General features: G+C 58.8%; 12 protein-coding genes and 1 pseudogene. 7 read left to right on the forward strand and 6 right to left on the reverse strand.

Features of this window, described 5'->3' with window-relative positions:
• The first annotated feature begins 96 nt into the window (after window positions 1–96).
• Complete coding sequence (locus tag JN756_RS12170; protein ID WP_390896595.1) at window positions 97–1023, forward strand: AraC family transcriptional regulator; 927 nt, start codon at window positions 97–99, stop codon at window positions 1021–1023.
• Between the two features lie 628 nt (window positions 1024–1651).
• Here the strand turns inward: JN756_RS12170 and JN756_RS12175 are convergent.
• Both JN756_RS12175 and JN756_RS12180 read right to left on the reverse strand, forming a co-directional pair.
• Window positions 1652–2926 (reverse strand): glycoside hydrolase family 68 protein, encoded by a 1275-nt coding sequence (locus JN756_RS12175; RefSeq protein WP_046383990.1) that lies wholly within the window; start codon window positions 2924–2926, stop codon window positions 1652–1654.
• A 710-nt stretch (window positions 2927–3636) separates the two neighbouring features.
• Window positions 3637–4209 carry a phosphoribosyltransferase family protein gene (locus tag JN756_RS12180; RefSeq protein WP_232566477.1) on the reverse strand — a complete coding sequence of 191 codons (573 nt, stop codon included), beginning with the start codon at window positions 4207–4209 and terminating at the stop codon, window positions 3637–3639.
• A gap of 86 nt (window positions 4210–4295) precedes the next feature.
• On the opposite strand from JN756_RS12180, the gene JN756_RS12185 reads away from it, so the two are divergent.
• Together JN756_RS12185 and JN756_RS12190 are read left to right on the forward strand one after the other, a co-directional pair.
• Window positions 4296–5192 (forward strand): universal stress protein, encoded by an 897-nt coding sequence (locus JN756_RS12185; protein WP_201022116.1) that lies wholly within the window; start codon window positions 4296–4298, stop codon window positions 5190–5192.
• Window positions 5193–5350: 158 nt separating this feature from the next.
• A pseudogene (locus JN756_RS12190) lies at window positions 5351–5560 on the forward strand (alpha/beta hydrolase); the annotation flags it as partial.
• A gap of 70 nt (window positions 5561–5630) precedes the next feature.
• Here JN756_RS12190 and JN756_RS12195 read toward each other — a convergent pair.
• Window positions 5631–6083 (reverse strand): VOC family protein, encoded by a 453-nt coding sequence (locus JN756_RS12195; protein ID WP_017847958.1) that lies wholly within the window; start codon window positions 6081–6083, stop codon window positions 5631–5633.
• A 46-nt stretch (window positions 6084–6129) separates the two neighbouring features.
• Window positions 6130–7521 (reverse strand): NAD-dependent succinate-semialdehyde dehydrogenase, encoded by a 1392-nt coding sequence (locus JN756_RS12200; protein WP_046383987.1) that lies wholly within the window; start codon window positions 7519–7521, stop codon window positions 6130–6132.
• 489 nt (window positions 7522–8010) lie between these two features.
• Between JN756_RS12200 and adhP the strand changes: the two genes are divergently transcribed.
• The 3 genes from adhP to JN756_RS12215 all read left to right on the forward strand — a co-directional run bounded on the left by adhP (window position 8011) and on the right by JN756_RS12215 (window position 10672).
• Complete coding sequence (gene adhP / locus JN756_RS12205) at window positions 8011–9021, forward strand: alcohol dehydrogenase AdhP (RefSeq protein WP_017847956.1); 1011 nt, start codon at window positions 8011–8013, stop codon at window positions 9019–9021.
• A gap of 178 nt (window positions 9022–9199) precedes the next feature.
• Window positions 9200–9817 carry a LysE family transporter gene (locus JN756_RS12210; protein ID WP_046383985.1) on the forward strand — a complete coding sequence of 206 codons (618 nt, stop codon included), beginning with the start codon at window positions 9200–9202 and terminating at the stop codon, window positions 9815–9817.
• A 93-nt stretch (window positions 9818–9910) separates the two neighbouring features.
• Window positions 9911–10672, forward strand: a complete 762-nt coding sequence (locus tag JN756_RS12215) for an SDR family NAD(P)-dependent oxidoreductase (RefSeq protein ID WP_079443487.1) — start codon at window positions 9911–9913, stop codon at window positions 10670–10672.
• Window positions 10673–10758: 86 nt separating this feature from the next.
• On the opposite strand, the gene JN756_RS12220 is transcribed toward JN756_RS12215, so the two are convergent.
• Both JN756_RS12220 and baeS read right to left on the reverse strand, forming a co-directional pair.
• The gene (locus JN756_RS12220; RefSeq protein ID WP_201022117.1) at window positions 10759–11442 is read right to left on the reverse strand and encodes a response regulator; all 684 of its coding nucleotides are present in this window, start codon (window positions 11440–11442) and stop codon (window positions 10759–10761) included.
• 3 nt (window positions 11443–11445) lie between these two features.
• Window positions 11446–12831 (reverse strand): sensor histidine kinase efflux regulator BaeS, encoded by a 1386-nt coding sequence (gene baeS / locus JN756_RS12225; protein ID WP_046383982.1) that lies wholly within the window; start codon window positions 12829–12831, stop codon window positions 11446–11448.
• Window positions 12832–12975: 144 nt separating this feature from the next.
• Between baeS and JN756_RS12230 the strand changes: the two genes are divergently transcribed.
• On the forward strand, window positions 12976–14160 hold the full coding sequence (locus JN756_RS12230) for an efflux RND transporter periplasmic adaptor subunit (RefSeq protein ID WP_046383981.1): 1185 nt from the start codon (window positions 12976–12978) through the stop codon (window positions 14158–14160).
• The last annotated feature ends 1 nt before the right edge of the window (window position 14161 follow it).

A 14161-nucleotide genomic window follows, 5' to 3' on the forward strand; every position in this document is an offset into this window, starting at 1 on the left:
GCATTTCGCTGGATTACTTGCCTGATTCTATGGGTTTGCGTTTTTTGGCAAGACGGTTAAGTGCGAGCGGGTTAGAGTTCAACCAAGAGGTACGAGATGAACATGACAGCTCAATACGACATCGCCACATCGCGGCAGCAAGCGCTTGCTCAGGTCATTGGCTCGCAGGTCTCGAAGCCCGGTGACTATGGAACCCTCATTGAGGGCCTCGGTTTCTTTCGGCGTGAGCATCCCTCCGCTCCCATCGTCTGCATGGTCGAGCCAAGCATCATTCTTGTCGCTCAGGGCAAAAAACAGTTGTGGCTAGGCGGTGAGGGTTATCCGTATGACACATCGCGCTTTCTGGTTACATCACTGAATTTACCTGCCAACTCGGAAGTCCTCGCGGCGAGCCCGGAACATCCGTGCCTGGGGCTGACGTTTAAACTCGATTTGCGCATGCTGGCCGAACTGATAGCGCAGACTGACTTGCCGCGCACCCGTGAACGCTCAATCGCGAAAGGCGTAGGTATCGGTTCGGTAACCGCAGACATGCTGGCGTCGTTCGAACGCTTATTGGCGTTGCTTGATGAACCGGAAGCCATTCCTGTTCTCGCCCCCTTGATCCAGCGTGAAATTCACTACCGTCTCTTGAAAAGTGATCAGGCTGGCCGGCTTCGACAGATAACTTCTGTCGATGGTCAAGGTTATCGGATCGCGAAAGCCATCGATTGGTTGAAGTTGAATTACACTTCGGCGCTTAGAGTCGATGAGCTAGCGGCCCGTGTACAGATGAGCACGCCAACCTTCCACCACCACTTCCGCCAACTCACCGCAATGAGCCCCTTGCAGTATCAAAAATGGCTGAGGCTGAACGAGGCAAGGCGATTGATGCTCAATGAACACCAAGACGTATCCAGTGCGGCTTTCAAGGTTGGATATGAAAGCCCCTCCCAGTTCAGCCGCGAATACAGTCGATTCTTTGGTGTTGCGCCTAAACGAGATATCGCAGTGTTACGAAAGGGCAGGCTAGCGACATTGTGAGGTCTTCTTGGCGAATCAGATCGGAGCAAGGGTCCGATTCACCAGCCGCTGCTCGGGTGGCGATAGGGTACGTCCCGCCAGTTGCACGATGGCGCACTCGATACACATGTCCGATGGCGAAAGTTCGGGATGTAACAGGCGCGCAAGTTTACTAGGCCGCCATTACGGGCGTCATGCTCCAGCCAAGAGTTTCAGGTGAACAGGAGGTTGTCGCCACACAACGTCAGGTCGCGTAGCAACGACGGGTTGTCAAAGGTCAGTTCCCACCAGTATCGCCTGATTCTGTTTCATGATGAACATCGCGCGCAGGCGCGGGGCGAGAGACTTGTCGAGCATCACGAAGGACCAGGCATAGCCCGGCACCTGCGTCGGTGAACGGGGGGAGTCTGCTGGAGTAGTGGATGTTCCGGCCGGCGGTAGAGGGCGGCGGGCCGGGCCAGCAGAACCAATTGGGTGTATACCCGTTACTGGCTGCCTCCTTGCAGCCAGTAACAAAGGGTTGTTACTACGTATTGTTCAAGAGGGTTCCCGAGCAAAGTCGCAGTAAGTTAGGTGGGATATATCGATCCTATCCGCAACGAGTTTTTCATCGAGCTCAAACTCGCTGCCTCAAAGCCCTGGGTAGCGATTACTTGAGCGTAACGTCGAGCATCGGCGGGATGTAACCGTAGTCGTACTCGGCAACCACGAACGTCTGCTGCCCTTTGATCTTGATCCCCACCGTCGGTGCTTCGGTGCCGCCGATACGAATCTGCGTGCCGGTTTCGTCGGTCGGTACGCTGTCGATAAATGAGGTCACCAGGCCGTTGGGCATCACGCAGTGCGAGTAGGTCTGGAACGGCTGGGAAGACGGATTTCCCAGTACCAGGCCGGAACCGTTCAAGGGTACGTAAGGACCGAACAGCGAATCTGCGACAAAGCCGTACACACCGTCTGGCCCGGTCACCCCATCGGCATAGGTAAAGGTGTGGCTGATGGTGAACAGGTAGTACTTGCCGTCCTGGAACACGAAGTGCGGGCGTTCGGTCTGATCGTTGACGCCTACCGCGGTCAGCAGCGGCGGCAGCATTTCCCAGTCGTCGCCGTCTTCGTCACGGGCCACTGCGATGCCGACACAGGCGGTCTGGAAGCGCGAGTTGCCGACGTCTTCATAACCCGGCGGCACATCACCGACTTCTGCTTCACCGACCTTGTGCGAGCCGCGCTCGCCGGCCACGTTGCCCTCGAACAGCATGTACAGCTTGCCATCCTTCGGGTCGCGGAACGGCCATGGATCACGGAAACCCCAGAAGGCGTTTTGCGCTTCGGTCTGGTACATCTTGCCGTCGGCCTCGAACAGCGGCTTGACCTTCTCGAAGCCGACCAGGCTGACGCCATGCTCGGTGGTCACCACACGGCCACGCACCTTGACGATGGTCGCGCCCGGCGTGACCGCGGTGTAGTACAGGTCCACTTCGCCTTGCTCGTTCAACAGAATCGGCGTGCCGGCCCATTCGCGAACGGTCGGCGAAACCCCTTCAGCCATCACTCGGCCGCCGAGTTCCCAGTTCTTGCCGGTGCGGGAGAACCAGTAGTACATCTTTGCCCGACCATGGCGATCGTTCCAGTCGCGGGTGATGTCGTAGTTACCGTTCTGGTCGAGGTATTGCGGGTCGTTCGGGTGACGATCCGCAGTCAGGGTGAAGATCACTGACCAGCCATCGACAGAGGTGATGTTGCCGTCGATATCACGCAGCGGCATGGTGTCCCAGATAAACACCTCGTCGCTCAGTACCGGGAAGTTCGCACTGACCAGTGGCTGGGTGGTAGTGGGGTCGTCCGCGCGGACTTTCAGCGCATCGGCTCGGGTCCACAGGCTGGGTTGATGGGGTGTTTTGCCAAATTTCTCAGTGTTGCTTTTCATAGGGAAAAACCTCGTCCATGAATGGATTCAAATAAATACTGTATTTATATACAGTCATTTAACTGTAAAAGACTCCTCCCTTCGGGTCAAGGGAAAAAATGCATTTATGCATAATTGAGTTTTTTGTTGAAGCTGATACGTTTCAGCTTGTGATGTTTCTAGAGGTTTGTTCTCGGACCGATCAGCGACCTTACCTGCATGATGCTGGGTAGACGCAGGTGGTCAAATCGATCAACGCTGTCGAACCTGGCAAAGAGTTTTGGTGCGATGGCATGCACGTAGCCCTGCGTCTTCAACGCCAGCATCACTATCAGTAGGAGTCAGGCAATGAACGGTGCAATCGATGCGTGGGCACGTCACCGAGAGGCTCAACCGGCATTAATACTTGCAAGTTAGGGGCTGCGGATTGTGGGTTAAGTCAGTCGAATTAATTTCGCAGCTGTTTCGAAAGCCGACAGCAACGATGCTACCGAGCCAATCAAGCTGATCAGGTTGCCTGGGATCGGGTACATCACTCCAAGGGGTTAGTACCGATACAAAGTCGACTCACCGGAGGTACGGACGAAAACTTGGATGAACTGATGGCGATCTCATCCCAGGCCTAGGTCTGTGAAAGCTACCAAAGCGGAGCTGGTCGGCCGGTCCGTGGCGCCGAGCGTTCTCCACCGCTCAAGCCCGGTGACTCGGCGAAGCCCTGAACGCTTCCACCGTCAGCGGGCTGCGCCGTGTCGTACCACTTCTATACAAAAGGTCTGTTCGTAGGGCGGTACGTTGCATTCGACAATATCAGTGGCGGCGACTTGCAGGTGTATACCGACAATGTCGGCCCGGATCGGCTGCTGACGGACATGCCGGTCGACCAGTACCGCCGTATGGACCCGACGAGCCCCCAGTTGTGCCAGATATGCACAAGTGCGCAGGAGGGAATGGCCTTCGAAGAGCACATCATCGACCACCAGAAACGTGGTATTGGCCAGATCCAACCTGCCCAGGGCCGGGTTTTCGGTCAATTGCGTGTAGGTATGCAGCACTTGCAGGTCGTCGGCGTAGCGCTTGACCTGCAGCGGGTAAACAGGGAGTTCCGGCCGGCCGGTCTGACGCGCAATGTACTCGCGCAACCTTTGAGCCAGGGGCTGGCCCCTGCGTTCGATGCCTATCAGTGCCGCATGCATCGGTGGCGCCAGAGGTGTGGGCACAAGCTGCCGCGAGTGAATGTATTGCGTGCCCGGGCACTTGATATAAATCAACTCCAAGGCCGCATCGACGGAGGATTCTGAGTTCATAAAGAAGGTGCTCGGTTCGGCGGTGAACACGACAGTTGTCCGCCATTGCGGGCAATGACAAACGTGCAAGCCCATGGAGTCCGATCATGAGCCAGTATCAACGGTTATTGCTGATCATCAACCCGGCGTTGCGCGGGTCTCAAGCCATGAACCATGCTGCCGCTCTGGCCAAGGTCAGCGGTGCGAGCCTGCACATTGCTGCCTTGATCCCTACCTGGAACCTGTTGTCGCTGCTCGAAGAGGGTGACCGGGAAAAAGCTCGCGAAAATTATCTGCAAGATCATCGCGATTGGCTCAAATACCAGGCAGCTCATCTGCGTGATAGTAATAAAGGTATCGAAGTGACGGCTGAAGCGAAGTGGGCCGACGACCTGCAGCAGGAGATTCTCGATTACGTCGCAGAAATGCAGCCAGACCTGCTGATCAAGCAGGTGCAGCGCGAACCGGCACTCAAGCGTGCATTCATCACCCCGCTGGATTGGCGTTTACTGCGTCACTGTCCGATACCGGTCTATCTGCTCAGCGAAGACGACCTGCCCTTGCCGCGCAAGATCGTGGCGGCGGTCGATGCCTCCAATACCCTTGCCCAGGACAACGAGCTCAATGAACGGATCATCCAGCAGGCTTCCAGTCTCGCCATCCAGTGTCAGGCCGAGTTGCACTTGCTGTATGCCTGCGACATTTCCATGGTGTACCTGGGCGATATGGGCGGCGGGGGCCTGACAATTTCGGACCTTGGCAGGCAGTTGCGCAAAGGTCATGAAAAGTCATTCCTCGAACTGGCCGACCGTTATGGCGTGCCTGCCGACCGGCGGCATTTCATTGAAGGACAGCCTGTCGCGGTGCTCCATGCGTTCACCGATGAGCAGCATATGGATGTGATTGTGATGGGCAAGGTCCAGTCCCACGGACTGGACAAGCTGCTGGGCAGCACCACCGAACATCTCCTGTATCAGGTGTCCTGCAGCATTCTGGCTATCTAGCGCGGCGAGGGCCGCCTATTCCGAAATCACAGGCGTGATCGTCGGAGGAGGTCCTCGTAATCCTTAGTCCCTCATTGCAAACCCTCTTGCCAAACCGCGTCGAGGCCGGTCGACGACTGGTGGAACCCTTGCTCAAATACGCCAACGGGTCTGACGTCATCATTCTCGCGTTGCCCCGGGGCGTTGAACGGAACGCCGATTTGCGTTTGCCGACCAACACCCGCGCCTTGGTCGTTTTCGTACACGGCAGCGGTAGTGGCCGTTTGAGCCCGCGTAATCAATACATGGCCGATGTACTGACCCATCGGGGCTTGGGTTCGCTGTTGTTTGACCTGCTCACGGAAACGGAGCAGCGCCTGGATAACTTGAGGCGTATCAGGATTCTGACGCACGCTCGTTTTATCAATCTCTTCAAGCGTGTATGCCGATGAAGAAATTTTATTCCCGGCGATCACTTCCTCGCGATTTTCCAAGCAAGCGCCGCTTTTGTTTTTCCAGGAAGAACATCACCTCGAGCTTCAGATTATCGGGGTCGAGGAAATAAACCGCATAGTAGCCCTCGCCATAATCCGGATAGTCAGCGGGTGCGTCGACAATCGTAACCGCCTGATCCAGCAGGAACGCGTAGAGCGCATCGACGTCCTCGCGCGCGGCAACCTCGAACGCATAGTGGTGATAGCCCACATCGCCGGTCCGGTGCTTGTGTTTGCGCCCCTGGGCATCGGCTTCGGTGATCCAGAACAGGGTTTCGCCATTGGTCCAACCAATAACCCGGTCGAACTCCCACTCTATGGTGAATCCCAAGAAACCGAGTACCTGATCGTAGAACGCCCTGGAGCGGTCCAGATCACTGACACGAATAGCCAAGTGGTCTATCCCGATGACGTTCATCCTGTCAGGTCTCCTCGGTTTCTTGGGACAAAGAGCGCTGTTGAACTCAGAACGGGGCGTCGATATCGACCACGACAATGAGCTTGTGGTTGACGAACTCCTTGAGCCCGAGACCGATCAGCTCGCGGCCGTACCCCGAGCGGCGCACGCCACCGAAAGGCAGATCGGCTTCGACCTTGGTCGGATGGTTGACGAACACCATGCCGGTGGAGATTTTCTTCGCGACTTCTGCGCCATGCGCCGTGTCCGAGGTGAATACCGAACCGCCGAGGCCGAACGGCGAGTCGTTGGCGATACGCACTGCATCGTCTTCATCCTTGGCGCGGAACACCATGGACACCGGGCCAAAGAACTCCCAGTAGCGAGCGGGGTTGTCTTCGGCGACATCGGTCAGGATCGTCGGCTGCACGAATGCCCCATCGACAGGCACGGGCGGCCCGACTTCTTCGGCCTTGGCGCCAAGCTTCACGGCTTCGAGGATCTTTTGTTTGACCTCATTGGCCGCGCTTTGCGAGGAGAGCGGTGCCAGGGTCGTTTTCGCATCGAAGGGATCGCCGGCCACCAACTCCGCGACGCCCTTGCGATAGAGCGCGAGGAAGTCGTCATAGACCGCATCGACCACGATCATGCGCTTGGAGGACACGCAGACCTGCCCGGCATTCCAATGCCGGCCGAACACCGCCCATTTGCTCGTTTTCGCCAGGTCCGCGTCGGCCAGCACGACGAAGGCGTCGGCGCCGCCGAGTTCCAGGGTGGATTTTTTCAGCGCTTTACCCGCTTGCGACGCAACCACCGCACCGGCGCCTTCCGAGCCGGTCAAGGCAACGCCCTGCACGCGGGCATCGTTGATGATCAGCTCGATCTGCGAACGCGTGGCGTACAGATTACGGAAGGCGCCGTCAGGCAGGCCGGCATCCTTCATCAACTTTTGAAAGCCAGCGGCGCTTTGCGGCACATTCGCTGCGTGTTTGAGAAGCACGGTATTACCGGCAGAAAGCTGCGGCGCCAGAATGCGGGCGATCTGGTAATAAGGGAAGTTCCACGGCTCGATCGCCAGCAGCACGCCGAGCGGTTCGCAGACGAGAACCGCCTCGCCCTCGGCAGGGTCGAGGACCGGGAGTTTCTCCGGCTTGAGCAAGGTTTCGGCATTGCGCACATAGTATTCGAAGATTTTTGCCGACAGCTCGACCTCGGCTTTCGCCTCGGCAAACAGCTTGCCCATCTCCAGCGTCAGTACCCTGGCAAAGGCGTCGCTGTCCTTGCGCAGGATATCGGCCGCATTCTGCAGGATGCGCGCACGTTCGGCGAAAGATGTGTCCTTCCACGCCAGGAAAGCCTCATGGGCCTTGCCGATGGCCGCGGTGACTTCTGCATCGGTCGCATCGGGAAAGGTTTGCAGTGTCTCGCCCGTATAGGGATTGATTGTTGCGTATGCCATGTAAAAGCTACTCCAGAACCGTTTCGACTAAATGGCCAACCCGCCGCTGAGTGCATATGCCGGGCCTGCCGAAGGTACACGAGGAACAGGTTTCAAACATGGAGCCAAAGGTCGCAGGCCCACCCAGACCCGAGAGATCGGGGAGCTCACTTGACGTTCAGGGCGGCGGCGACGGTCACTGAAAGCGGCCACGATGATCTGCCGATCAGCGTCTCCTGTTGATCTTTGTCATAGAAAGGCAAAGAAGAGGCGTCCTTGCGCGGCTTGCCTGACTAATAGGCATCCCCCTTTTGCGCGACTTGTGCCATAAGACCGGTAGCGTTGGCGACCCGACGGCGCAGCAATAGCATCCATTGACTCCCCGACCCTGGGGCCGGGTGGCGGGCATTGCGCCAGACTTCGGAGCGCTGGAAGGGTGGTGCTGTACTGCTTTGGCATTTGTTGGGCCCGCTGTAACGCAAGCTCACTCACGGATACAAGGAGATAAGCATGAAAGCTGCTGTTGTTGCCCAAGGGCAACGCGTGAATGTGATCGAAAAAACATTACGGCCTCTGAAACATGGTGAGGCTCTCCTTAAAATGCAGTGCTGCGGGGTCTGCCATACCGACCTGCACGTCAAGAACGGCGATTTCGGTGATAAAACCGGGGTGATCCTAGGCCATGAAGGCATCGGTATCGTGCAGCAGGTAGGACCAGGCGTCACCTCTCTGAAGCCCGGTGACCGTGCCAGCGTAGCCTGGTTCTTCCAGGGCTGTGGGCACTGTGAATACTGCAACAGCGGCAACGAGACACTCTGCCGCAACGTAAAAAACTCCGGTTACACCGTGGATGGCGCAATGGCCGAAGAGTGCATTGTCGTCGCCGACTACTCGGTGAAAGTGCCTGATGGGCTTGATTCTGCGGCGGCGAGCAGCGTGACCTGTGCTGGCGTAACGACCTATAAAGCCGTGAAGGTTTCCAATATCCGCCCTGGGCAATGGATTGCGATCTACGGGCTGGGCGGCCTGGGGAATCTGGCGTTGCAGTACGCAAAAAATGTATTCAACGCCCGAGTGATCGCCGTGGACATCAACGATGATCAACTGCAGTTCGCCAGGGAAATGGGCGCTGACCTGGTCATCAACTCCCGCAACGAGGATGCCGCAAAAGTTATCCAGGAGAAGGTCGGCGGAGCTCACGCGGCTGTCGTGACGGCCGTCGCCAAGGTCGCGTTCAACTCTGCGGTGGATGCCCTGCGTGCCGGTGGACGCCTGGTCGCAGTTGGGCTTCCGCCTGAAGCCATGAGCCTCGATATTCCTCGGTTGGTGCTTGACGGGATCGAGGTGGTCGGCTCACTGGTCGGTACTCGACAAGACCTCGTAGAAGCCTTCGAGTTTGCCGCGCAAGGCAAGGTGGTGCCGAAGGTGACATTGCGTCCGATCGAAGATATCAATGAGATCTTCGATGAAATGCAGCAAGGGAAAATCAAAGGCCGCATGGTGATTGATTTGAGTCATTGACGGGCCATTGGCAGTCGCTCGGGCGGCTGCCAATACCGTTGGCTCCTCGCGACGAGAAGCGCAGCCGATCGCTTTTGCCGATAGTTTCTGGATGGTTTTCTCACTTGCATCGCTAGATATTGAGGCGAGGTTGATGATAGGTTTTGCGTCCAAAACCATCCTGCGCGGGAGATAACCGATGTTTGGCGTGACCGACTATGGCGCTTTCATCATCGCCTTCATCATCGTCCTGGCCATTCCTGGCCCCGGCAATTTTGCCCTCATCACGGCGACCGGCAAAGGCGGGATAAAAGCGGGTTTGGCTGCGACGTGCGGAGTGATACTCGGTGACCAGGTGCTCTTATGGCTGGCGGTCGCTGGCGTCGCAACCCTGCTGGCCGCGTATCCGGCAGCGTTCCATCTCATTCAATGGTTGGGTGCGTCGTACTTGGCGTGGCTGGGCCTGCGAATGTTGTTTAGTCAGGCTGGGGCCGCGCCGCGCAAGAGCCGGATGGATAACGGCCATTTCCTGCGTCAGACCATGATGATCACGTTGCTCAACCCCAAGGCGATCATCTTCTACATGGCCTTTTTCCCGTTGTTTGTCGATCCGGTGAAGCATCAGGGCATAGTAACATTCGCGTTCATGGCCGCGACCGTAGCGGTGGTGACGTTCCTCTATGGTTTGATAGCCGTCCTATTGACCCACAAGCTCGCTCAGCGCATGCGGGCCAACCCGCGCATCGCCAATCTGCTGGAGCGCTTGGCCGGCGTTTGCCTGCTGGGGTTCGGCGTCAAGCTGGTCGCCATGCGCTGAATACGAGCCGTTGGTTTACCCTGGCAGTGATGCCGACGTTGCCCGCTGGGTGCTACGGTGATGGCTTTCTAGCAACCCATTCGAGATGTCCCTATGAAACCCAATCCGACAATCGATAACGTATTACGCGTCGCGTTGGTTACAGGGTCCACTTCCGGTATCGGCGCAGCCATTGCACGTGCACTAAGCCGGGCAGGCTATGCAGTGGTGCTCCATTCGCGAAACTCTGCGGATACGGGACGCGCTATGGTTGCCGAAATGAAGCAGGCTATTTACGTGCAAGCTGATCTTGCTTTTGAAGCTGACAGGGTCAGGCTTGTTAATGAGGCGATCGCCGCGTGGGGGCAGCTCGACGTATTGGTCAATAACGCTGGTATTAGCAGAGTCATTCCGCACGGCGACCTTGCCTCGGCCAACTCGACGGTGTGGCACGAACTTAACGAGGTTAATGTCGTGGCGCCGTTCCACCTAGTCGCATTGGCCGAGTCGGCATTGCGCGATGCCGCCTGTTACCGTCGAGCAGGTTGCGTCGTAAACATCAGTTCGCATGCCGGTATCCGTCCTAAGGGCGCGTCTATTCCCTATGCGGTAAGCAAAGCTGCGCTTAATCACATGACCCGCTTGCTCGCGGTATCGCTGGGGCCAGAAATTCGCGTAAACGCTGTGGCGCCTGGCTTGGTCGACACGCCGCTGACCGCAGAGTGGACAGAGGCCCAAGAGTTGTGGCGAACTCGCGCCCCTATGCGCAGGGCCGCTAGCCCAGACGACATCGCAAACGCTGTTGTAATGCTGGTCGAGTCGGACTACTTGACCGGCGAGATACTCCTCTCAGACGGCGGGTTGAATCTGACCTAGGTTTAGCGTGCTCCGGTATCTGGAGATGGTTGCAGGCGTTCCGCTTGTGCCTCGTTGACGGTGCCGATGTGTGTTATTCCGAGGTATCAGGCCTCGGAAAGCTGAAACCGATAACCGACCCCATACAACGATTCGATGGGCGTTTCCCCTGGGCACGCCTGCTCCAGCTTGCGCCGCAGGTTGCGGATATGGCTGTCCACCGTGCGGTCGGTGACCACGCGGTGGTCGGAGTAGATCTTGTCGAGCAGTTGGTCACGGGAAAATACCCGCCCGGCGGAACGTGCAAAGGTGCTGAGCAGTCGCAGTTCCAGGGGGGTGAGGTCCAGGGCGATGCCGTCTATCGAGGCGCGATACTGCGCTTCGTCGATCAGCAGGCGCGGCGCCGAGCTGACCAGCAGTTGGGGCCCGCGGCGCAGGATGGCCTTGACCCGGGCCACCACCTCCCGGGGGCTGAAAGGCTTGCAGATGTAGTCGTCGGCTCCCAGGTCCAGGCCCATCAGGCGGTCCACCTCTTCGACGCGGGCGGTGATCATGATGATCGGCACGGCGCTGAAACCGCGCAGGTCCTGGCAGATTTGCATGCCGTCGCGCCCGGGCAGCATCAGGTCGAGCAGGATCAGGCGCGGTGTTTGCGCACGCACGGTCGGCACCACCTGCAAGCCGTTGTCCAGGCACACGGTCGAGTAGCCTGCCGCGACCAGATAATCCTGCATCAAGGCGGCCAGCTTCGGTTCATCTTCGACAATCAGGATCGGGCTTTTGTCGGTCATGGTTCAGATATCCCGTGGCAAGCGCAGGGTCAGCCAAAGGCCGCCGAGAGGCGAGTGAGCGGCGCTGAGGCTGCCGCCGTGGGCGAGGGCGATGTTGTGACAAATCGCCAAGCCCAGACCGGCTCCGCCACTGGCACGGTTGCGCGATGATTCGCCGCGATAGAAGCGCTCGAACAGGCGCGGCAGTTGCTCGGCCGAAACCCCTGGGCCGGAGTCGATGAAGTCGATGCACACATTCGCGCGATCGACGACGGCGCGGATGCGGATGAGCCCGTTCGGGTCGGTGTAGCGCACGGCATTTTCCAGCAGGTTGGAAAACAATTGCTGCAGGCGGCTGGCGTCGGCCAACAATTCCAGGGGCTGCGACGGCAGCTCCAGTTCGACGCGCAGATGCCGGTCGTTCAAGCGTTCCTGAAACATCGACACGCTGGCTTGCAGCAGTTGATCGAGTCTGCACGCGCTCTTGCGGTAGGTCAGTGCGCCCACATCCGCCAGGGACAGTTCATACAGGTCATCCACCAGTTTGCTGAGCATGCTGACCTCACCTTGCAAGGACTTCATCGACCCTTGGTTCAGGGTGCGAACGCCATCCTCGATGGCCTCCAGCTCACCGCGCAACACCGACAGCGGGGTGCGCAACTCGTGGGAGACATCGGCCATGAACTCGCGCCGCATCTGTTCATTGCGCTCCAGGGTGTAGGCGAGTTGGTTGAAGTCCCGCGCCAATTGGCCCACTTCGTCATTGGAGGCCACGGCCACCCGGCTGCCGTAGTCGCCGCTTGCCAGGCGGTGGGTCGCCGCCGCCACCTTTTTCACCGGCTCCAACAGCGTGCGGGCGATCCACCAGGCAATCAGCATCGCCAGCAACAGCGAAAAGGCGCCCATCACCAGGCTGGTGCGTAACTGGTATTGCTGGAACCGTTCGCCGCCGGCTTCGGTCACGCTCTGGAACGGGGTCACGGCCAGCCAGCCAACGGTTTTATCGGCCACCACAATCGCGCGCAACAACGCATCGTTGCCGATATCCGGGTAGCCGTTCACGCGTTTTTTGTGTTCATCCAGCAAGGCGATGCGAAACAGCGCGCCTGTCAGGTCCGATGCCATGGGCGTGCGCAAATCGTTCTTCGCCGGATCTTCGCCGACCTCGGGCCGCATGATGTCGAACCAGCGATCCGACCGGTTGCGCAGGAACTCCCAATTGCCTTCGCGCGCATAGGCGCTGGCCAGGCGCGGCAGCACGGGGGCCATGCGCTCCAGCGCCTGCTCATTGAGATAGCCGAGAAAGCCCCGCCCGAAACTCCAGCTCGTCGCCACCCCCATGCTCAGGATGACCAGCAGCACGCCGGCCAGTACCGCAATAAACAGTTTGGTGGAGATACTCAACTTCATGGAGGTGGGCCGTTAAGAATGGATTGGGCCATTTAGGCCCTGGTGAAGAAAAGATTCAACCCGGCCGGGCAATCTTCAATTTTCCTGCACATTTGCCTTGCACGATGGCGCTGACTCAAGCCATTCCGTCTTGTAGAGGCCGCTATGTCGACGAAAATCTTCGCCAAATACCTGGTAACCGCCGCGGTTTGCCTGTCCTTGTTCATTCTGGTCCTGCTGGGCGGTTGCTCCGGCGGCGAGCCGGCACCTCAAGCGATCACTCCGAAAGTCTCGGTGATCAGCATAAAACCCCAGAGCCAAGTGCTGACCACCGAGTTGGCGGGGCGTACCCAAGCCTTCATGGTGGCGCAGATTCGCCCGCAAGTCGGCGGTATCGTCCAGCGGCGGCTGTTTGTCGAGGGGGCGGATGTCAAGGCCGGCCAAGCGCTCTACCAATTGGATGCGGCGTCCTATACCGCCGCCCTGGCGCAGTCCGAGGCGAGCCTGGCCAAGTACCGCGCCACCCTTAAATCGGCGCAGGCCACCGCCAGGCGCGACGCCGAACTGGTGAAGATCAATGCCATCAGTCAGCAAACTAACGAAGACGCTCAGGCCACCTTGCTGACGGCCGCCGCCGATGTGCAAGTCGCCGAGGCTGAAGTCCAAACCGCCCGCATCAACCTGGCTTACACGCGCATCACCTCGCCGGTCAGCGGGCGCATTGAAACATCCACGGTGACCCCGGGCGCGCTGGTGGTGGCCAATCAGGACAGCGCATTGACCACCGTGCAGCAACTCGATCCGATCTACGTGGACGTTACCCAATCGACCACCGAACTGCTGCGCCTCAAGCGTGACCTGGCCAGCGGCGTGTTGCAGTCCAATGGCAACGGCGAGGCGCGCATCAGCCTGAAGCTGGACGACGGCACCACCTACAACCAGCAAGGGCGGCTCAAGGTCAGCGGGGTGAGTGTCAACGAGGGCACGGGCACCGTCACCCTGCGTGCCGAATTCGCCAACCCGGACCACCTGCTGCTGCCGGGCATGTATGTCCGCGCGGTGCTGGAACAGGCGCGCGATGACCAGGCCATTCTGATCCCGCAAAAAGCGGTGAACCGCAGCGCCAGCGGGGTGACCACTGCGTTGCTGGTGGTCGACGGCAAGGTTGAACAGCGTGAGCTGACCATCGATCGCGCGGTGGGCAATCAGTGGTGGATCACCGCGGGCCTGAAGGCGGGTGATCAGTTGGTCGTCGAAGGCGGACAAAAAGTCCGTGCCGGCGCCGCCGTCCAGGTGCAGGACGCCAATGCTCAGGCGGCCACGCCGTCCACCCCTGTGAAGGAGGGTTAAG

It is taken from the genome of Pseudomonas sp. Y39-6, assembly GCF_023651955.1.
GTDB lineage: Bacteria > Pseudomonadota > Gammaproteobacteria > Pseudomonadales > Pseudomonadaceae > Aquipseudomonas > Aquipseudomonas veronii.